This is a genomic window from Streptomyces sp. SID8374 (genome assembly GCF_009865135.1).
GTDB lineage: Bacteria > Actinomycetota > Actinomycetes > Streptomycetales > Streptomycetaceae > Streptomyces.
Window position 1 is genome coordinate 5,239,232 of record NZ_WWGH01000001.1, and the last position, 19,245, is coordinate 5,258,476.

The following is a 19,245-nucleotide window of genomic DNA, read 5'->3' on the forward strand; positions in this document are numbered from 1 at the left end:
GGCCAGGGGCTCTGCGGTCCCCGCTACGCGGGCCGGAAGTGGTGGTAGCGGTGGTGCGCCGCGAAGCCCATGCCGTCGTACAGCGCCCGCGCCCCTCCATTGTCCTCCTCGACCTGGAGCCAGGCGGCCGAGGCGCCCTCGTCCAGGGCGCGGCGGGCCAGGGCCGCCATCACGGAGGTGGCCAGCCCGCGCCGCCGGTGTTCGGGGGCGACCTCGACGGCCATGAACCCCGCCCACCGCCCGTCCACGACACACCGGCCGATCGCGGCGGGAGCCTCCCCGCCGTCGCCCGCGCCCGGCACCGTGGCGAACCAGACCGAGGGCCCGCTGCCCAGCACCCGCAGCACATGCGGGCCGGGGGTGGAGAACCGCTGGTAGCGCGCGAGCCACGGCTCGTCCGGCGCACGGCTCAGCCGGACCGCCGACACATCCGCGTCCAGGTCGCCGATGGGCGCCAGCGCGGCGATCCGCACCTCCGCGGTGACCTCCCGCCGCCACCCGTGCCGCTCCAGCTCCGTGCAGAGGGCCTCCTGTGTGCCCTCGGCCCCGGTCGCCGTCTGGATGTACGGGGGCAGGCCCCGCTCCTCGTACCAGCTTCCGACCCGCCCGAACGCCTCGCCGAGCGGCATCCCCGGATCGCCGAGCGGCAGGGCCGAGTTGGCGCGCCGGGTGAAACCCCCGGCCGCGCGCAGCCGCCACTCGCCCAAGGGCTCGCTCTCCACCGGCTGCCAGGCCCGCGCGGTGACGGCGGCCAGCTCCTGGAAGGAGGCCGCCGGGCCCCGCCGGCGGGCCGGGGCGGCCGGGACGACCTTGCCCGCGACCAGGGAGGATTCCGCGATGTGGACGGACTCCCCGCTCTTTCGTGTGATCGCGACCACACCTTCGTCCCATGATGTGAGAACACCGACCGTATCGGTGAACTCCGCGCCCGCGCCGCCCCCCTCGGACCGCCGCCGGACGGAGACGCGTTTGCCCACGTCAGCCGGTGTGATGCGGACTTCCAGCCGTCCGCCCATGGTGAATTCCACAGCTCTGTCCGCCCCTCCTGTTCGGATCGTGCCCGAGAACGGAGATACTAGGGGCGGGCATCGACGACGCCGCGCTCCCGCGCGAGAGCCAACGCCCTACCGAGGAGGAACGACAGCGTGACCTACGTCATCGCGCAGCCTTGTGTCGACGTGAAGGACAAGGCCTGCATCGAAGAGTGCCCCGTCGACTGCATCTACGAGGGCCAGCGGTCCTTGTACATCCACCCGGACGAATGCGTCGACTGCGGAGCCTGTGAGCCGGTCTGCCCGGTCGAGGCGATCTTCTACGAGGACGACACTCCGGAGGAGTGGAAGGACTACTACAAGGCGAACGTCGAGTTCTTCGACGACCTCGGCTCCCCGGGTGGTGCGTCCAAGCTCGGTCTCATCGAGCGCGACCACGCGTTCGTCGCCGGACTGCCGCCGCAGAACCAGTAACCAGCGGCACCACGTGCGCAGCCCGGTCCCGTACGGCTTGTCACCGTGCGGGACCGAGGCGTTTCCCCGTACGGCCGCCGACGGCCCGAGCACCCCGAGAAAGCCGCCGACGGCCCGAGCACCCCGAGAAAGCAGAGTCCCGTGTCCGCAGTCTCCTCCCGCCTCCCGGTCTTCCCCTGGGACAGGCTCACGCCGTACAAGACGACGGCCCAGGCCCACCCGGACGGCATCGTGGACCTCTCCGTCGGTACGCCGGTCGACCCGGTGCCCGAGGTGATCCGGCAGGCGCTCACCGCCGCCGCCGACAGCCCCGGCTATCCGACGGTGTGGGGGACCGAGGCCCTGCGCGACGCGCTCACCGGCTGGGTGGAGCGGCGCCTGGGCGCGACCGGCGTGACCCACGCCAACGTGCTGCCGGTCGTCGGCTCCAAGGAGCTGGTGGCCTGGCTGCCGACGCAGCTCGGGCTCGGCGCGGGCGACAAGGTCGCCTACCCGCGGCTCGCCTACCCGACGTACGAGGTCGGCGCCCGGCTCTGCGGCGCGGAGCCCGTCGTCTACGACGACCCGACCGAGCTGGACCCGGCCGGGCTGAAGCTGCTCTGGCTCAACTCGCCCTCCAACCCGACCGGGAAGGTGCTGGCCAAGGACGAGCTGGTCCGGATCGTCGCCTGGGCGCGCGAGCACGGCGTGCTGGTCTTCAGCGACGAGTGCTACCTGGAGCTGGGCTGGGACGCCGAGCCGGTCTCCGTCCTCCACCCGGACGTCTGCGGCGGCCACTACGAGGGGATCGTCGCCGTCCACTCGCTCTCCAAGCGCTCCAACCTTGCGGGCTACCGGGCCGCCTTCATCGCGGGCGACGCGGCCGTCCTCGGCGAGCTGCTGCTGATCCGCAAGCACGGCGGGATGATGACGCCCGCCCCCGTCCAGGCCGCCGCCGTCGCCGCCCTCGGCGACGACGTGCACGTGGCCGAGCAGCGCGCCCGGTACGCGGACCGCCGCCTGGCCCTGCGCGCCGCCCTGGAGGCGCACGGCTTCCGGATCGAGCACAGCGAGGCGAGCCTCTACCTCTGGGCGACCCGTGACGAGCCGTGCTGGGAGACCGTGGCGTACCTCGCGCGGCTGGGCATCCTGGTGGCGCCCGGCGACTTCTACGGCCCGGCGGGCGAGCGCTTCGTCCGGGTGGCGTTCACCGCGACCGACGAGCGGGTGGCGGCGGCGGTCAAGCGGCTGTCCTGATGTGAACGTACGAGAGGGCCCGGGGAGTGCGCACTCCCCGGGCCCTCTCGCCTGTATGGCGTACGGCGGTGGGTCAGCCGATCGGCAGGCCGCCCAGCGGCAGGGCACCGGTGGGCAGGCCGCCCGCGAGCGCGTCGGTCGGCAGGCCGCCACCGGCGGCACCGGCGACGCCGCCGACGGCCTCGCCCGCGCTGCCCGCGGTCTGCCCGGCGGTGTCCTGGACGGCCGGGGCGGCCACCTTGGCGGTCTGGCCCACGGTCTTGCCCGCGGCGGGCAGGGCGGTGCCGACGAGGCGGCCGCCGGTGTCGCCGGCGGCCTGGGTGCCCTGCTGGGCGGCGCTGTCCACGGTGTTGCCGAGACCGGCACCGTCCAGCGCGGTCAGACCGCCGAGGTCCGGGGTCTGCGGGAGCTCTGCGGCGCTCGCGGCGCCGGCCGCACCGACCACGGGGGCCGCACCCGCGGCGATCAGCAGCGCGGTACGAGCGATCCGACGGGTCAGGGGGAGGGACATGGTGCTCCTTCGACAGGATGGTCAGTGATTCGGATCCGGTGAGCCGGACGCACTGACAACAGGGCCGAGGGGAGGGAAAGTTGCGGCGGGCAAAGGTAAAGAGTGAGCAATGCGTCCGATAATCCGCAGCGGAGGAACCCGGGCAAACGATCCATTCCGAAGCCGTTCGATGAACCGTCACTTCCCTTGAGCGGCAAGGGAATCGGTACGGGGTGAACGGACTGCCGAAGAGGCGCCCCAGGAGGCCTCGGACGACCGCCTCAAGGGTCCGTACGAGTGACGGACCGTACTACTGAGCGACCCGGATGCCGACGGCCGTCGTGTCCGGTTCCTCGTCCTTCGTACGTTCCGTCCGCCAGCCGGAACCGGCCTCCCAGACCCGGTCGGCATAGCTCACCCGGTCGATCCGCAGCTCGTCGGAGTGCGCCACCGCCCAGTGCGCCAGCTCCCAGCCGCGCCGGGGCGCGCCCTCCGCCTTCGCCCGGGCCGTCGCCGGTACGGGCACCGAGACCGTGGCGGCCGCCGCCGCGCCCGCCGCCTTCGGGGCAGGCAGGACGTCCTTGCCGAAGACGCGGACCAGCTCGGCCCGCACCTGCGCCGCGTCCCCCGGGCCCTGGGCGGTCTTCTTCGACGGCGTGCAGTTCAGCGCGGCGGGCTCGCGCCCGGTCAGCGCGGCGGCCAGCAGCGCGGCGTCCGGCTCGTGCTTCGCGTACGCCTGCGGGAAACCGCTGCGCTGCACGCGCTGCGCGGCGACGGTCAGCGGGAGCCGAGAGTAGCCCGGGACCTCGGCGAGGTGGTCGTAGAACTCCCCGGCCGAGTACACCGGGTCCATGATCTGCGCCACGGTGCCCCAGCCCTGCGAGGGCCGCTGCTGGAACAGGCCCACCGAGTCGCGGTCCCCGTAGTCGATGTTGCGGAGCGTGGACTCCTGGATCGCCGTCGCGATCGCGATCGTCACCGCCCGCTCCGGCATGCCGCGGGTGGTCCCCACGGCGGAGATCGTCGCCGCGTTGGCCGCCTGGTGCAGGCTCATCTCGTAGGTGTGGTCCCCCTCGGGGGCCCGGACCACGCAGCGCGGTGCGGACTCGGTGGTGGAGGAGTCGTACTGCACGGCCAGATAACCGCCCAGCGCGGCGAGCACGGCGAAGGCGGCCGCGTAGCGGAGAAGACGGCTGCGGCGACGGCGGGCGGGGCTGGCTGTCCGGGACACGGGCCCCACCGTACTGGAGGGTACGGCCGGGGGCCGATACCCCGGTCCTCCAGGGCCGCGACCACGCCCCCACCCCTGTCCTCTAGGGTCGTGGCCATGTCCGACAGCACGCTTGACCTGACCCTGGACGGCCCGGCGCTCACCGCCCGGCTCGTCGACATCCCCTCGGTCAGCGGGGAGGAGAAGGCACTCGCCGACGCGATCGAGACAGCGCTGCGCGGCCTGCCCCATCTGACCGTCGACCGCCACGGCAACAACGTCGTCGCCCGCACGAACCTCGGCCGCGCCGAGCGCGTCGTCCTCGCCGGGCACATCGACACCGTGCCGATCGCCGACAACGTCCCCTCCCGCCTCGACGCGGACGGCATCCTCTGGGGCTGCGGGACCACCGACATGAAGGCCGGCGTCGCCGTCCAGCTCCGGATCGCCGCGACGGTCCCCGAGCCCAACCGCGACCTGACCTTCATCTTCTACGACAACGAAGAGGTCGCCGCCGACCTCAACGGCCTCGGCCACATCGCCGACGCCCACCCCGACTGGCTCGCCGGAGACTTCGCCGTCCTCCTCGAACCCTCCGACGGCGAGGTCGAGGGCGGCTGCCAGGGCACGCTCCGGGTCCACCTGCGTACGACGGGGGAGCGGGCGCACTCGGCGCGCAGCTGGATGGGGTCCAACGCCGTCCACGCGGCCGCCCCGATCCTGGCCGAGCTGGCGGCGTACGAGCCGCGCCGCCCGGTCATCGACGGCCTCGAATACCACGAGGGACTCAACGCGGTCGGCATCGAGGGCGGCGTCGCCACCAACGTCATCCCGGACGCCTGCACCGTCGTCGTCAACTACCGGTACGCCCCCGACCGCACCGAGGAGGAGGCCATCGCCCACGTCCGCGAGGTCTTCGCCGACTGCGGGGTCGCCGAGTTCGTCATCGACGACCACTCCGGCGCGGCCATGCCCGGCCTCTCCCACCCCGCCGCGAAGGCCTTCATGGCGGCGGTCGGCGGCACCGCCCGGCCCAAGTTCGGCTGGACGGACGTCTCCCGCTTCGGCGGCCTCGGCGTCCCCGCGGTGAACTACGGCCCTGGCGACCCGGTCTACGCCCACAAGCGCGACGAGCACGTGGTCGTCGAGAAGATCACCCACTGCGAGGACCGCCTGCGCTCCTGGCTGAGCAGCTGACCGCCCGACCGCTTGACGCACGGCATTCCCCCGTACGTAACCTCCGCCGATCTACGCTGGCCGGACGCAGCACGACACAGCCCGGCCCAGGACGACGCAGGTCGGTGGAGGGAGCGGAACATGGGCAACGCCGAGGACGCACGAATCCCTGAAGGTGCGGAGGTCCCCGAGGGCGCGGTGGCCCCCGAGGAACAGTGGCTGGGTCCGGTGGTCCGCCGCAGGGAGCAGGTCCAGTCCGGCACGACCGATCAGCGGCTGCTGGACTCCGAGGGCGACTCAGAGTGGGTGCACACCGACCCGTGGCGGGTCATGCGCATCCAGTCGGAGTTCGTCGAGGGCTTCGGCGCGCTGGCCGAACTGCCGAGCGCGATCAGCGTCTTCGGCTCGGCCCGCACGCCTGCCGGGTCGGCGGAGTACGAGGCCGGCGTGGCGATCGGCAAGGCGCTGGTCGACGCGGGCTTCGCGGTGATCACCGGGGGCGGCCCCGGCGCGATGGAGGCCGCCAACAAGGGGGCCAGGGAGGCGAAGGGCGTCTCGGTCGGCCTCGGCATCGAGCTGCCCTTCGAGTCGGGGCTGAACCCGCACGTCGACATCGGCGTCAACTTCCGCTACTTCTTCGTCCGCAAGACGATGTTCGTGAAGTACGCGCAGGGCTTCGTGGTCCTGCCCGGCGGCCTCGGCACCCTGGACGAGCTCTTCGAGGCCCTCACCCTCGTCCAGACCGGCAAGGTCACCCGCTTCCCGATCGTCCTCTTCGGCACGGCCTACTGGGGCGGCCTGGTCGACTGGCTCCGCGAAACGGTGGTCGCGGGCGGCAAGGCCTCGGAGAAGGACCTGCTGCTCTTCCACGTGACGGACGACGTGGACGAAGCGGTGACCCTGGTGACGAAGGAGGTCGGACGGTAGCCCTTCGGGCCCGCCCGGCGTTTGAGGACATCCCTTCGAGCCCGCCCGGCACAACCCAGCCGGTCCGGCCACATCAAGCCCGTCCGGCGATTGAGGACACCTTTTCCGGCCGGTCCGGCCGGACCGGCCCCTCCGGCGCTTGAGGAGTGGGGCCCAGGGGCAGCGCCCCGGCCCCGCCCGCCGGGCAGGCGGCAGAACTACGCCAGCCCCCTCCGCGCCACCGCCGGAGGCCGGTGGCCCGCGATCGACGCCACCATGTCCAGCACCTGCCGCGTCTCCGCCACCTCATGCACCCGGTACACCCGCGCCCCCAGCCACGCCGACACCGCCGTCGTCGCCAGCGTCCCGATGACCCGCTCCTTCACCGGCCGGTCCAGCGTCTCGCCCACGAAGTCCTTGTTGGACAGCGACACCAGCACCGGCCACCCCGTCTCCGCCATCTCCTCAAGACGACGCGTCGCCTCAAGAGAGTGCCGCGTGTTCTTACCGAAGTCATGACCCGGGTCGATCATGATCCCGTCCGCCCGCACCCCGAGCTGAACCGCCCGCTCCGCAAGGCCCGCCGTCACGCGCAGGATGTCCGCCATGACGTCGTCGTACGCGATCCGGTGCGGCCGGGTCCGCGGCTCCGCGCCCCCCGCGTGCGTGCACACGAGCCCCGCCCCGTACCGCGCGGCGACCTCCGCGAGCTTCGGGTCGACCCCGCCCCACGCGTCGTTCAGCACGTCCGCCCCGGCCTCGCAGACCGCCTCGCCCACGTCGTGGCGCCAGGTGTCCACACTGATCACCACGTCCGGATGGCGGCGGCGGACCTCGGCGACGAACCCGACCGTGCGGCGCGCCTCCTCCTCGGCGCTCACCTCCTCGCCGGGACCGGCCTTCACCCCGCCGATGTCGATGATCGCGGCGCCCTCGGCCACCGCCCGCTCCACCCGCGCGAGCGCCGGCTCGTCCTGGAACGTGGCGCCCTGGTCGTAGAAGGAGTCCGGGGTCCGGTTCACGATCGCCATGATCACCGGCTCGTGCGGCCCGAATTCCCGCCGCCCCAGCCTGAGTGCACCGCTCCGCATCCCGTATTTCCTCCTCGGACAGCCCACGGACGACCCGCGGGCAGCTCGTCTGCGACCCTAAGGCCTTTCGTGGTCGGCCCCGACTTGTCAGTGGCGCATGGCACGATCGGAGCCGGTCGAGGTTTCCGCCCCCGGGGAGATGCGCGTGTTCTGGTTCTTGCTGCTCACGATGGTCGTGGTCGTCACGGCGGTCACCCTCGCGGTGGTCGGCGGTGGCGGGAGCGCCGTGCTCCAGGACGTGGAGCCCCAGCGGTTCACCGACCCGCTGCCCGCGACCCGCCCGGTCGGCCGGGCGGACGTCGAGGCGCTGCGCCTGCCGATGGCCGCCCGGGGCTACCGGATGGCGGACGTCGACGAGGCGCTCTCCCGGCTCGGCGCCGAGCTGGCCGAGCGGGACGCCCGGATCGCGGAGCTGGAGGCCGCCCTCGCCGGGGCGCAGGCCTCCGCGGTGAGTGCGGGCGCCGATCTCTTCAAGCATCCGGGGGACCGGCCCGCGGAGCCCGGCGGCCCGCAGAGCGGCGGCCCGGCCCGCGGCGAGGAGGACGGACGATGAGCGGCGGAGCCGTGGCCGCCCCCGACGGCGGGCTGCGCTGCCCGTGGGGCCTGTCCACCGAGGACTACCTCGCCTACCACGACACCGAGTGGGGCCGCCCGGTCCACGGGGACGACGCCCTCTTCGAGCGGCTCTGCCTGGAGGCCTTCCAGTCCGGGCTCTCCTGGCTGACGATCCTGCGCCGCCGCGAGACCTTCCGTACGGCCTTCGCGGGCTTCCGTATCGCCGAGGTCGCGCAGTTCACCGACGCCGACCGGGAGCGGCTCCTCGCCGACCCGGGCATCATCCGCAACCGGGCCAAGGTCGACGCCACCCTCGCCAACGCGAAGGTGCTCGTCGACTGGCCGGCCGGAGAGCTGGACGAGCTGATCTGGTCGTACGCCCCCGACCCGGCCGGCCGCCCCGCCCCGCGCGGGCTCGGTGACGTCCCCGCCGTCACCCCGGAGTCCACCGCGCTCGCCAAGGAGCTGAAGAAGCGCTCCATCCGCTTCGTCGGCCCGACCACCGCCTACGCCCTGATGCAGGCCTGCGGCCTGGTCGACGACCACCTCGCGGACTGTGTGGCCCGGGGCGGCGGCGCCTCCACCAGGTGAACCGCTACTTCCCCAGGTAGACCGGCTTCTCCTTCTTCAGGAACGCCTCCACCGCGATGGTGTGGTCCTGCGACGCGCCCGCCCGGGTCTGGAGTTCGTCCTCCTTCTCCAGCGTCTCGGAGAGCGTGTGCCCGGCGCCGTACGCCATCGACTCCTTCAGCGCCGCGTACGCCACCGTCGGACCGTCCGCCAGCGCCCGGGCCACCGCCGCGGCCTCCTCGGCCAGCTCGTCCGCCGGGACCACCCGGTTGACCAGGCCCAGCTCCAGGGCGTCCTGCGCCGAGATCGAACGCGGGAAGAACAGCAGATCGGCGGCGCGGCTCGCCCCGATCAGCCGAGGCAGCGTCCAGGACACGCCCGAGTCGGCGGTCAGGGCGACACCCGCGAACGAGGTGTTGAACGAGGATGTGTCGGCGACCACCCGGTAGTCCGCCGCCAGGGCGAAACCGAACCCGGCCCCGGCCGCGACACCGTTCACCCCGGCGACCACCGGCTTGGCCATCCCGGTGATGGCCCGCACGATCGGGTTGTAGTGCTCCTGGACCGTGCTCAGCGCGTTCCCGCTGCCCGACTCGCGGGTCGCCGCCAGCGTGGCGACATGCTCCTTGAGGTCCTGGCCGACACAGAAGGCGCGCCCGGTGGCCGTGAGCAGAACCGCCCGTACGGCAGGGTCCTCGGCCGCCGCCCGCAGGGAGTCCCGGAGCGCGGCCTTCGCCTCGGTGTTCATGGCGTTCATCGCGTCGGGTCGGTTGATCGTGATCGTCGCGAGACCCTCGCTCACGTCGTACAGCACGGTGTTCGCCGGCTCGTCGGCCATTTGCGGTCCATCCCCTCACTGCTCGGGCATCGTTGCCACTGGAGGCAAGCATGGCCGACGCGGGCCGGTGCGTAGATGTGACCTGCGTCTAACAATTGGCTCTCACCTGGGGGCCCGGGGCGGCGCAGTATCGCAGCCGGATCGCCGAATTGAGTGGTTTTGAGAGAGCGCGTTGCGCAAGCGATGCAGAGCGATGTTGGTCATCGGGGTCGTTGATGCGGGATAATGGCGAAGAAGCAATGTGTTCGATGCCGGTGAGGCAGCGCCTGTCATGGGGCCGCCGGTTGCGATGAGCTGGTTTCAGGAAGGGGAACGAGCATGGCGGCCATGAAGCCGCGGACGGGCGACGGCCCGCTCGAGGTGACAAAGGAGGGGCGGGGCATCGTCATGCGCGTTCCGCTCGAAGGCGGCGGTCGGCTTGTTGTCGAGCTGACTCCGGACGAGGCCGATGCCCTCGGCGACGCGCTGAAGAAGGTCGTCGGCTGACGCGGAACGCCCATCACCTTCACCACTGCCCGGTACGGATCTCCGTACCGGGCAGTGGTGCGTCCGGACGTTGAGAGGCGGCGCTACGGTACGGGGGTCAGCCGCGCCGGACCGCGCAGAGCAGCCCGTCGCCGACCGGCAGCAGCGTCGGCATCAGCTCCTGGCTCTCGCGCACCGCGCGCAGCAGCTCCCGCAGCCGCAGCACCTCGGCGGGCTGGGCTGCGGAGTCGACGGTGCGGCCGTCGGCGAAGACGCCCTCGAAGCAGACCAGCCCGCCGGGGCGCAGCAGGCGCAACGATTCAGCGAGGCAGTCGAGGCTCTCCAGCCGGTCGCCGTCGCAGAAGACGAGGTCGTAGCCGCCGTCCGCGAGCCGGGGCAGGACGTCCAGCGCGCGGCCGGGGATGAAACGGGACCGGTTGGAGGCGAAGCCCGCCTCGCGGAACGCCTCCCGGGCGAACTGCTGGCGCTCGGGCTCCGGGTCCACCGTGGTCAGCACACCGTCGGGACGCATCCCGTGCAGCAGATAGATGCCGGACACGCCCGTGCCCGTGCCGATTTCCGCCACCGCTTTGGCATCCGCGGCGCCGGCCAGCAGGCGCAGCGCGGCGCCGGTGCCCGGTGACACCGAGCGGAGCCCCAGCTCACGGGCCCGTTCCCGGGCCCGGTGCAGGGCTTCGTCCTCGGCGACAAAGGCGTCGGCGAACGCCCAGCTCGTCTGCCGGTTGGCGGTAATGACCCTCTCCTGTCCCCGTAGTTGGCGCAACGGTGACTGTATCCGCTGGACCCGGGAACCCGCAGATGGGACCGGGCGTTGTGCAAGGAGTGGGGAAAGCGCAGCGCCCCGGCCCGCGGATCGGACCGGTGAGCCTGTGCGAAGACCCGGGTGAAGCCCGGCCCCAGCAGGGAAAAAGGCTTATCCGGAGCTAACGGGCGAGGTGGCTATGGTAGGGGCTCCACTGGACACCACCAGAGCCGATAGGGGAGGTGCGGCTGCGCCTGTGGATCGGGGCGGGGTGCTGCGGCGCCTTCTCAGGTCGGCCGGTGAGCCGAAATCCGTGACCAACATTGCTGACCGTTCTTCCGAAATCTCCGCACCGACCGCGACCTTCGCCTCCGATGCGGACCAGGCGTGGACCCCGCCCTCATGGGAAGAGATCGTCAGCACGCACAGCGGTCGCGTGTACCGCCTTGCCTACCGGCTGACGGGCAACCAGCACGACGCCGAGGACCTGACGCAGGAAGTCTTCGTCAGAGTCTTCCGCTCGCTGTCGACGTACACGCCCGGCACCTTCGAGGGCTGGCTGCACCGCATCACGACCAATCTCTTCCTGGACATGGTCCGCCGCAAGCAGCGGATCCGCTTCGACTCCCTCGGTGACGACGCGGCCGAGCGGCTGCCCAGCCGGGAGCCGTCCCCGCAGCAGGTCTTCAACGACACCCACTTCGACGCCGACGTGCAGCAGGCGCTGGACACCCTCGCGCCCGAGTTCCGCGCCGCCGTCGTCCTCTGCGACATCGAGGGCCTCAGCTACGAGGAGATCGCCGCGACCCTGGGCGTGAAGCTCGGCACCGTGCGCAGCCGCATCCACCGCGGCCGCTCGCACCTGCGCAAGGCGCTCAAGCACCGTTCCCCCGAAGCCCGCGCCGAGCAGCGCTCCCTGGCGGACGCGGTCCTGGCAGGGGAGGGCGGAACGGCGTGAGCGGCACAGGTCCGACCGGTCCCACCCCCGCCGAAGCGCATCTGGGGGACCGGCTCGCCGCGCTGGTCGACGGCGAGCTCAACCACGACGCCCGCGAGCGGGTCCTCGCCCACCTGGCGACCTGCTCCCGGTGCAAGGTCGAGGCCGACGCCCAGCGCCGCCTCAAGAGCGCCTTCGCGACGTCCGCCGCGCCCTCGCCCTCCGAGGGCTTCCTGGCCCGCCTACAGGGTCTTCCCGGGGGTCCTGGCGGCGACGGCACCGGCTCCGGTGGACCGTTCGGCTCCGGCGGGCCCTTCGCTGACGAGTTCTTCCCGCCGCTGCGGTCCTCCGGCTCCACCCACCGCGACGCGGTGCGGCCCTCCCCGCTGGACGACTTCGGGTACCTCCCCACCGCCCACGGCTCCACCGCCGTCCTGCCCGGCGGCTCCCGCTCCGCCTTCCGCATCCACGAGGTGGCCCGGGACGCCGAGCGCTCGCCCTGGCGCGGCCGGCGCTTCGCCTTCGCCGCGGCCGGTGCGGTCTCCCTGGCGGCCATCGCGCTCGGCGGCACCCTGCCGCTGGACTCCGGCCCGGACCCCCTCCTGCGCGCCGAGGGCAGCGGCAACAGCGTGACCCCCCTCGACGCGGAGACCCGCGCCGGCGGCTCGAACGAGGCGGTCAGCCGCCGTGGCGGCGCCCAGTCGGTGGGCGGCGACCGCCTGGCGGTCAACCGGTCCGCGGCCGATGTGTCCTCGACCGGCTCGCAGCGGCCCGCGCCCACGCTCACCACGCCACCGGCCTCCCCCGCCCCGGGGGTGAAGCCGCCCCTGTCGCCGAGGGCGCAGACGACGGCCCCGCCGCTGTTCTCCAGCTCGGCCCTGGGCGGTCACCCCTTCACGTTCCCCGTGCTGAACGTGTCCGTGCCGCCGCTGATACGTCCCACCGGTGGCTCCACCCCGCTGCTCGCGGCGGTGCTGGGCAGCGGTTCGACGGCGAAGGCGCTCACCACGCCACCGGCGCCCTCGGGGCCGGGGCGGCCCGCACCGACCAACGACCTGGCGAGCCCGCTCACCCCCCGACGCTGACCGGCCTCCCGGCCCGACGCGGACGGGACCCTGCGCGGGGATTCGCAAACCTGGTTGAATTCCGGGGAGGGACGCCTCTGTGGGGCGTGCAGAGGCCAGTTGCGGGGAGAGCATGGACGACGGGAAGCCCACCGGGCCGCAGGCGAAGTGGTGGAGCCGCCCCACGACGGGGCGGCCCGGCCGCGACGAGCCGGAGAGCGTCGCGCCCACCGCCGCCCAGGAGCCGCAGCCGGCCCGCCCGTCCGGGCCGCCGCTGCACGAGCCCGACGCCTACAGCACCCCGCCGTACGGCGGCCCCGGACCGTGGGCGCCCGCGCCGCCGGTCCAGCGCCCGACCCCGGCCCACGGCACCCCCGTGCCCCCGCAGGCCGCATCCCTGGCGCCGCCGCAGGCCACCCCCGTACCACCGCAGTCCCCGCCCCCCGCCTCCGTACCGCCGCAGAGCTCCCCGGAGCAGGCGCCGTACGGGAGCACCGACGGGGCCGGTGTGCCCTTGGCCGGACCCGGCCCCGGACCTGGGGAGCAGCGGTCCTCGCAGTGGCTCCAGTACGACCCGTGGGGCGCGCCGGGGCAGCCGCTGACCCAGGTCGGACCGGCGGCCGGCACCGAGCCGGGGCGGCGGAAGAACCGGCGCGGCGGGGCCTTCGCCGGCGCGCTGCTGCTGGCTTTGGTCGCCAGCGGGATCGGCGGCGGCGTCGGCGCCTACATCGAGCGCAACGGCGGCCTGACCACCGTCGAACTGCCCCAGGCGAGCCGCACCACCACCGACCGGGCGCCCGAGAGCGTCGCGGGCATCGCCGCCAGCGCCCTGCCCAGCGTGGTCACCCTGCACGTCAGCGGCACCGCCGAGTCCGGCACCGGCACCGGCTTCGTCCTCGACAGCCGGGGCCACATCCTCACCAACAACCACGTCGTCGCCCCGGCCGGATCCAGCGGCGACATCACCGTGACGTTCAGCAGCGGCGAGACGGCCGCCGCCGAGCTCGTCGGCAAGGACAGCGGCTATGACCTCGCCGTCGTCCGGGTCCGCGGGGTCTCCGGCCTCAAGCCCCTGCCGCTGGGCAACTCCGACAACGTCCAGGTCGGCGACCCGGTGGTGGCCATCGGCGCCCCCTTCGACCTGTCCAACACGGTCACCTCGGGCATCATCAGCGCCAAGCAGCGGCCCATCACGGCGGGCGGCGAGAAGGGCGACGGCAGCGACATCAGCTACGTCGACGCCCTCCAGACCGACGCCCCGATCAACCCGGGCAACTCCGGCGGCCCGCTCGTCGACACCCAGGCCCATGTCATCGGCATCAACAGCGCCATCCGCGCCGCCGACAGCGGCAAGGGGACCGAGCGAGGCGGCCAGTCCGGCTCCATCGGCCTCGGCTTCGCGATACCGATCAACCAGGGCAAGCGCGTCGCCGAGGAGCTGATCAACACCGGCCGGGCGACCCACCCGGTGATCGGCGTCACGCTGGACATGAAGTTCACCGGCGACGGCGCCAAGGTCGGTGAGAAGGGCCCCGAGGACGGGCCCGCGGTCACCAAGGACGGCCCGGCCGCCAAGGCGGGCATCCGGTCCGGTGACGTGATCACCGCGGTCCAGGGCCAGCGGGTGCACAGCGGCGAGGAGCTGATCGTGAAGATCCGCGCCCACCGCCCGGGCGACCGGCTGGAGCTGCGGCTCACCCGAGGCGGCAAGGAGCTGTCCGTCACGTTGACACTCGGCTCGGCGAGCGGCACGTGAACGACATGGCAAGGTACCGCCCGGACAGGTCGGCCAGGTACCGTTGACGGGTCCGGGCACTCGTCCCACCTGGCCGGGACCATACGGAGAAGCCGGGATCAGGCGGAGAACACGAGGAGCAGCTAGGTGTTCAATGACATAGGCGCACTGGAGCTGCTGACCATCGGAGTCCTGGCCGTACTGGTCTTCGGCCCCGACAAGCTCCCCAAGCTCATCCAGGACCTCACGCGGACCATCCGCAAGATCCGCGAGTTCTCGGACAGTGCCAAGGACGACATCCGCTCGGAGCTGGGCCCGCAGTTCAAGGACTTCGAGTTCGAGGACCTCAACCCCAAGACGTTCGTCCGCAAGCAGCTGATGGACGGCAACGACGACCTGGGGCTGAAGGAGATCCGTGAGAGCTTCGACCTCCGCAAGGAGCTGTCCGACGTCACCGACGCGGTCAACGGGCGCACGCCGGCGCCCGATTCCGCCAACAGTGCGGCGAACGGCTCGGCGGGCGCGTCGGGCACCACCACGTCGCCCAGCCTGACCAAGACCGATGACACCGCCCCTGACCTGCTGAAGAAGACCCCGCAGCAGGCGCAGCCCGAGCGGCCTCCGTTCGACGCGGACGCCACCTGACACCAGGTCAATCCCGACTCGTCCGGACGGTATGGCTATTCTCCATCTGTCCGGTTGCGAGGACGCCCACGCCCGCGGGGGGCGGGCCGCTCCGGATCAGGACTGATCGAGGAGGCGGCCGCTCAGATGGAGACGACGAGTCGGGTGGATACGGACGGTGCCCCTGGCACGGTCACGGCGGAGGAGGTGCCGGCGGCCCGGCGGCGTACCGTCGACGGCTATCTGGAAGCCGATTTCCCCTGGTACGGGCTGGACGAGGCCTTCACAGGACCGCGCTGGCTGATGCAGGTCGGCACGGCCGCGGACGGCACCGTGCAGCACGGCTCCACCGGGCACGGCGACGAGCCCTCGGTGAAGACGGACGGCTCCACCGCCGAGAAGGAGCGGTTCGCGGCCGTCATCACGGTCGCCGCCAGCCCCGTGAGACGCAGCGGTGACGGTACGGGGGTCCTGGACGCCACCACGGTCTCCTCGGCCGCCTGGCTGGCCGGCTCGGGGCTGCTGGCGTACACGTGGCCGCCGCAGATGGACCACACCCTGCGCGACGACTGGCTGGACCAGCAGACCGAGACGGCGTTCACCCTCGCCGACGACCTCGGCTCCGCGCCCTGGTCGAAGCTGTCCCTGCCGGTGGACGGGGTCCCGGTGGAGTTCCACTACCGGGAGTCCGAGTTCGGCTGGGTGCTCGCCGGGTCGGCGCACGAGGGCGTGCACATCGGGGCGTACGGGCGGGGGATGAGCGCGTACGGGCTGGGGTTCTCGGTGATCAAGGACATCACGACGTACGAGTAGGGCCGGGGGCGTCCGGTGGGCCGCCTTCGTCCTCAGGCGCCGGACGGGCTGGATGTGCCCGGCCCGGTCCGGCGCGGCACGCCGAAAGATGTCCTCAAGCGCCGGACGGGCTGGGTGGGCGTCCGGTCGGGCCGGATGTGACCGGCTTCGTCCGGCGCCGGGACGGAGAAGATGTCCTCAGGCGCCGGACGGGCTGGGTGGGTGTCCGGATCGGCTGGGTGAGGTCAGAACTTGTTGCGCGGGGTGATACCCAGCGACATGCCCGACAGGCCGCGCTGGCGGCCGCCCAGCTTCTCCGCGATCGACCGCAGCGCCTTGCCGGCCGGGGAGTCCGGGTCCGAGAGGACCACCGGCTTGCCCTCGTCGCCGCCCTCGCGCAGCCGTACGTCGATCGGGATGGAGCCCAGCACCGGCACCTCCGCGCCGACCGTGCGGGTCAGCCCCTCCGCGACCCGGGCGCCGCCGCCCGAGCCGAAGACGTCGACCATCTCGTCGCAGTGCGGACACGGCATGCCCGACATGTTCTCGACGACGCCGACGATCTTCTGGTGGGTCTGTACGGCGATGGAACCGGCCCGCTCCGCCACCTCGGCCGCCGCCTGCTGCGGGGTCGTGACGACCAGGATCTCCGCGTTCGGCACGAGCTGCGCCACGGAGATCGCGATGTCACCGGTGCCCGGCGGCAGGTCCAGCAGCAGGACGTCCAGGTCGCCCCAGTACACATCGGCGAGGAACTGCTGGAGCGCCCGGTGCAGCATCGGGCCGCGCCACACCACGGGCGCGTTGCCCGGGGTGAACATGCCGATGGAGATGACCTTCACGCCGTGCGCGGACGGCGGCATGATCATGTTCTCGACCTGGGTGGGCTTGCCGTCCGCGCCGAGCATCCGGGGCACGCTGTGCCCGTAGATGTCCGCGTCCACGACGCCCACCTTCAGCCCGTCGGCCGCCATCGCCGCCGCGAGGTTCACCGTCACCGAGGACTTGCCGACGCCGCCCTTGCCCGAGGCGACCGCGTACACCCGGGTCAGCGAGCCGGGCTTGGCGAAGGGCACCTCGCGTTCGGCGGTGCCGCCGCGCAGCGAGCTCGCCAGCTCCTTGCGCTGCTCGTCGCTCATGACGTCGAGGGTGACCTCCACACGGGAGACGCCCTCCACGCGCGAGACCGCCTCCGTCACGTTCCTCGTGATCGTGTCGCGCATCGGGCAGCCGGAGACCGTGAGATACACCGTGACAGCGACTACACCGTCAGGATCGATCTCGACCGATTTCACCATGCCCAGCTCGGTGATCGGGCGGTGGATCTCCGGGTCGTTCACTGTCGCCAGTGCTTCACGCACCGCGTCTTCCGTAGCCATACCGACGATGTTACGGCGCCCGGCCCTACGGGCGGGTAGCCCGTCAGCGGTCGCCTTCGTCACTCTCGGATCCGAGGAGGATCCGGCGGTCCTCCATGTCCCTCACCATGTCCTGGAGCTCCGAGCGGATCCAGTCCCGGGTGGCGACCTCGCCGAGGCCCATCCGCAGCGCCGCGATCTCCCGGCTGAGGTACTCGGTGTCGGCGATGGAGCGCTCGTTCTGCTTGCGGTCCTGCTCGTGGGTGACCCGGTCCCGGTCGTCCTGCCGGTTCTGCGCCAGCAGGATCAGCGGGGCCGCGTACGACGCCTGGAGCGAGAGCATCAGGGTCAGGAAGATGAACGGGTACTCGTCCCACCGCATGTCCTTGGGCGCCCAGACGTTCCACGCCACCCAGACGATGATGATCAGCGTCATCCAGACGATGAACCGGCCCGTGCCGAGGAACCGCGCGATCCGCTCGGAGAACCGGCCGAACGCCTCGGGGTCGTACTCCGGCAGCAGCCTGCGCCGGGGCGACTTCGGCTGGTCGAGCCGGGTGCGCGGCGGACGCATCAGACCCGAGGCGCCCGTCGAGGCGGCCTTCGCCCGTTCCTCACGTTCGGCCATGGCGGATGCCCCCCTCGCCGTGGAAGTCGGTCTCGCGCCAGTCCTCGGGGAGCAGGTGGTCGAGTACGTCGTCCACCGTCACCGCGCCCAGCAGGGACCCGCTCTCGTCCACCACGGGCGCCGAGACCAGGTTGTACGCGGCCAGATAGCTGGTCACGGTCGGCAGCGGGGTGTCCGGCGGCAGCGGCACCAGGTCGCTGTCGACGATGGAGCTGACCAGGGTGAACGGCGGGTCGCGCAGCAGCCGCTGGAAGTGCACGGTGCCCAGGTACTTGCCGGTCGGCGTCTCGTCGGGTGAGCGGCACACGTACACCTGTGCGGCGAGCGCCGGGGACAGGTCCGACTGACGGACCCGGGCCAGCGCGTCGGCCACCGTGGCGTCCGGGCGCAGCACGATCGGCTCGGTCGTCATCAGACCGCCCGCCGTCCGCTCCTCGTACGCCATCAGCCGCCGTACGTCGGCGGCGTCGTCCGGCCGCATCAGGGTCAGCAGCCGCTCCTTGTCCTCCTCGGGCAGCTCCGAGAGCAGGTCGGCCGCGTCGTCCGGGTCCATCGCCTCCAGGACGTCGGCGGCCCGCTCCTCCTTGAGCTTGCCGAGGATCTCCACCTGGTCGTCCTCGGGCAGCTCCTCCAGGACGTCGGCGAGCCGGTCGTCGTCGAGAGCGGCGGCCACCTCGACGCGGCGCTTGGGGGAGAGGTGGTGCAGGGCGTTGGCGACGTCGGCGGGGCGCAGCCGTTCGAAGGTGGCGACCAGGTTCTCGGCGCCCTGCCCGTGCTCCTCCAGCGAGAAGCCGCTCACCGCCGACCACTCCACCGTCAACGTCTCGCCCTTGCGGCGCAGCGCACCGCCCCGCCCCTTACGGACGAAGTACTTGTCGATCTCCCAGTCCCGGCGGGCGGGCAGCTGCTGGATCGCCACGTCCAGGACGGTGACCTCCTCCTCGGTCTCCACCAGCCGCACCCGGCGGTCGAGGAACTCGCCGAGGACCAGCCGTTCGGTGGGCCGCTGTTCGAAGCGCCGCATGTTGACCACGCCGGTCGTGATGACCTGGCCCGACTCCACGCCCGTCACCCGGGTCATCGGCAGGAAGATCCGCCGCCGGCTGACCACCTCGACGACCAGACCCAGGATGCGCGGCGGCCGTCCGCCGACCCGCAACATCGCCACCAGATCGCGGACCCGGCCGACCTGGTCCCCGTTCGGATCGAACACGGGCACCCCGGCGAGGTGCGAGACGAAGACCCTGGGGGCTCCTGCCGCCATGCTCCGCCTCCTTCTCCCAAACAGCCGTACGCCGTGATCAGGCTAGCCCCTGCCGTCGTGGCCCGCCCCGGCGGACC

General features: G+C 72.5%; 21 protein-coding genes. 12 read left to right on the plus strand and 9 right to left on the minus strand.

The features are described from left to right. Positions 1 to 23: 23 nt before the first annotated feature. Positions 24 to 1,028 (minus strand): GNAT family N-acetyltransferase, encoded by a 1,005-nt coding sequence (locus GTY67_RS23445; protein WP_161279881.1) that lies wholly within the window; start codon positions 1,026 to 1,028, stop codon positions 24 to 26. A gap of 117 nt (positions 1,029 to 1,145) precedes the next feature. On the opposite strand from GTY67_RS23445, the gene fdxA reads away from it, so the two are divergent. Continuing rightward, entirely contained in the window at positions 1,146 to 1,466 is a 321-nt protein-coding gene (fdxA, locus tag GTY67_RS23450) for a ferredoxin (protein WP_003966501.1), read from the plus strand. Between the two features lie 141 nt (positions 1,467 to 1,607). Beyond that, entirely contained in the window at positions 1,608 to 2,702 is a 1,095-nt protein-coding gene (gene dapC / locus GTY67_RS23455) for a succinyldiaminopimelate transaminase (RefSeq protein WP_093692449.1), read from the plus strand. Between the two features lie 73 nt (positions 2,703 to 2,775). On the opposite strand, the gene GTY67_RS23460 is transcribed toward dapC, so the two are convergent. Both GTY67_RS23460 and GTY67_RS23465 read right to left on the minus strand, forming a co-directional pair. Then, entirely contained in the window at positions 2,776 to 3,213 is a 438-nt protein-coding gene (locus GTY67_RS23460) for an ATP-binding protein (protein ID WP_161279882.1), read from the minus strand. Between the two features lie 289 nt (positions 3,214 to 3,502). After that, positions 3,503 to 4,423, minus strand: a complete 921-nt coding sequence (locus tag GTY67_RS23465) for a hypothetical protein (protein WP_343238733.1) — start codon at positions 4,421 to 4,423, stop codon at positions 3,503 to 3,505. A gap of 96 nt (positions 4,424 to 4,519) precedes the next feature. Here GTY67_RS23465 and dapE point away from each other — a divergent pair, with 96 nt between their 5' ends. Continuing rightward, positions 4,520 to 5,599, plus strand: a complete 1,080-nt coding sequence (gene dapE / locus GTY67_RS23470; protein WP_093692452.1) for a succinyl-diaminopimelate desuccinylase — start codon at positions 4,520 to 4,522, stop codon at positions 5,597 to 5,599. 120 nt (positions 5,600 to 5,719) lie between these two features. After that, positions 5,720 to 6,505, plus strand: coding sequence for a TIGR00730 family Rossman fold protein (locus GTY67_RS23475; RefSeq protein ID WP_093692453.1), 786 nt, complete (start codon positions 5,720 to 5,722; stop codon positions 6,503 to 6,505). A 197-nt stretch (positions 6,506 to 6,702) separates the two neighbouring features. Here GTY67_RS23475 and folP read toward each other — a convergent pair whose 3' ends face one another. Beyond that, complete coding sequence (folP, locus tag GTY67_RS23480; RefSeq protein ID WP_161279884.1) at positions 6,703 to 7,575, minus strand: dihydropteroate synthase; 873 nt, start codon at positions 7,573 to 7,575, stop codon at positions 6,703 to 6,705. Positions 7,576 to 7,672: 97 nt separating this feature from the next. Here folP and GTY67_RS23485 point away from each other — a divergent pair, with 97 nt between their 5' ends. Then, complete coding sequence (locus tag GTY67_RS23485) at positions 7,673 to 8,128, plus strand: cell division protein DivIVA (protein ID WP_161279885.1); 456 nt, start codon at positions 7,673 to 7,675, stop codon at positions 8,126 to 8,128. Next, the gene (locus GTY67_RS23490) at positions 8,125 to 8,721 is read left to right on the plus strand and encodes a DNA-3-methyladenine glycosylase I (protein ID WP_161279886.1); all 597 of its coding nucleotides are present in this window, start codon (positions 8,125 to 8,127) and stop codon (positions 8,719 to 8,721) included. Before GTY67_RS23485 ends, GTY67_RS23490 begins: the two co-directional genes overlap by 4 nt. A gap of 4 nt (positions 8,722 to 8,725) precedes the next feature. Here GTY67_RS23490 and GTY67_RS23495 read toward each other — a convergent pair whose 3' ends face one another. Then, the gene (locus GTY67_RS23495; RefSeq protein WP_093692457.1) at positions 8,726 to 9,538 is read right to left on the minus strand and encodes an enoyl-CoA hydratase-related protein; all 813 of its coding nucleotides are present in this window, start codon (positions 9,536 to 9,538) and stop codon (positions 8,726 to 8,728) included. Positions 9,539 to 9,856: 318 nt separating this feature from the next. Between GTY67_RS23495 and GTY67_RS23500 the strand changes: the two genes are divergently transcribed. Beyond that, positions 9,857 to 10,024 carry a DUF3117 domain-containing protein gene (locus GTY67_RS23500; RefSeq protein WP_003966491.1) on the plus strand — a complete coding sequence of 56 codons (168 nt, stop codon included), beginning with the start codon at positions 9,857 to 9,859 and terminating at the stop codon, positions 10,022 to 10,024. Positions 10,025 to 10,121: 97 nt separating this feature from the next. Here GTY67_RS23500 and GTY67_RS23505 read toward each other — a convergent pair whose 3' ends face one another. Further along, the gene (locus GTY67_RS23505) at positions 10,122 to 10,787 is read right to left on the minus strand and encodes an O-methyltransferase (protein WP_093692458.1); all 666 of its coding nucleotides are present in this window, start codon (positions 10,785 to 10,787) and stop codon (positions 10,122 to 10,124) included. 178 nt (positions 10,788 to 10,965) lie between these two features. Between GTY67_RS23505 and sigE the strand changes: the two genes are divergently transcribed. From sigE to GTY67_RS23530, 5 genes are all read left to right on the plus strand, one after another. After that, positions 10,966 to 11,724 carry an RNA polymerase sigma factor SigE gene (sigE, locus tag GTY67_RS23510; protein ID WP_176727531.1) on the plus strand — a complete coding sequence of 253 codons (759 nt, stop codon included), beginning with the start codon at positions 10,966 to 10,968 and terminating at the stop codon, positions 11,722 to 11,724. Continuing rightward, positions 11,721 to 12,788, plus strand: a complete 1,068-nt coding sequence (locus GTY67_RS23515; RefSeq protein WP_161279887.1) for a zf-HC2 domain-containing protein — start codon at positions 11,721 to 11,723, stop codon at positions 12,786 to 12,788. The genes sigE and GTY67_RS23515 overlap by 4 nt, the downstream gene beginning before the upstream one ends. A gap of 112 nt (positions 12,789 to 12,900) precedes the next feature. Next, on the plus strand, positions 12,901 to 14,523 hold the full coding sequence (locus GTY67_RS23520; RefSeq protein WP_161279888.1) for a trypsin-like peptidase domain-containing protein: 1,623 nt from the start codon (positions 12,901 to 12,903) through the stop codon (positions 14,521 to 14,523). Positions 14,524 to 14,649: 126 nt separating this feature from the next. Continuing rightward, positions 14,650 to 15,147: a sec-independent translocase gene (locus GTY67_RS23525; RefSeq protein ID WP_161279889.1), complete on the plus strand. Its 498-nt coding sequence runs from the start codon at positions 14,650 to 14,652 to the stop codon at positions 15,145 to 15,147. 126 nt (positions 15,148 to 15,273) lie between these two features. Next, a complete protein-coding gene (locus GTY67_RS23530; RefSeq protein WP_093692463.1) occupies positions 15,274 to 15,939 on the plus strand; it encodes a hypothetical protein in 666 nt (221 codons plus the stop codon). 224 nt (positions 15,940 to 16,163) lie between these two features. On the opposite strand, the gene GTY67_RS23535 is transcribed toward GTY67_RS23530, so the two are convergent. From GTY67_RS23535 to GTY67_RS23545, 3 genes are read right to left on the minus strand one after another with little or no spacing between them, the layout of a single operon-like run. Next, positions 16,164 to 17,297: an Mrp/NBP35 family ATP-binding protein gene (locus GTY67_RS23535; protein WP_093692464.1), complete on the minus strand. Its 1,134-nt coding sequence runs from the start codon at positions 17,295 to 17,297 to the stop codon at positions 16,164 to 16,166. A gap of 43 nt (positions 17,298 to 17,340) precedes the next feature. Next, positions 17,341 to 17,904, minus strand: a complete 564-nt coding sequence (locus GTY67_RS23540) for a DUF1003 domain-containing protein (RefSeq protein WP_093692465.1) — start codon at positions 17,902 to 17,904, stop codon at positions 17,341 to 17,343. Then, positions 17,891 to 19,168, minus strand: coding sequence for a CBS domain-containing protein (locus tag GTY67_RS23545; protein ID WP_093692466.1), 1,278 nt, complete (start codon positions 19,166 to 19,168; stop codon positions 17,891 to 17,893). The genes GTY67_RS23540 and GTY67_RS23545 overlap by 14 nt, the downstream gene beginning before the upstream one ends. Positions 19,169 to 19,245 lie beyond the last annotated feature (77 nt).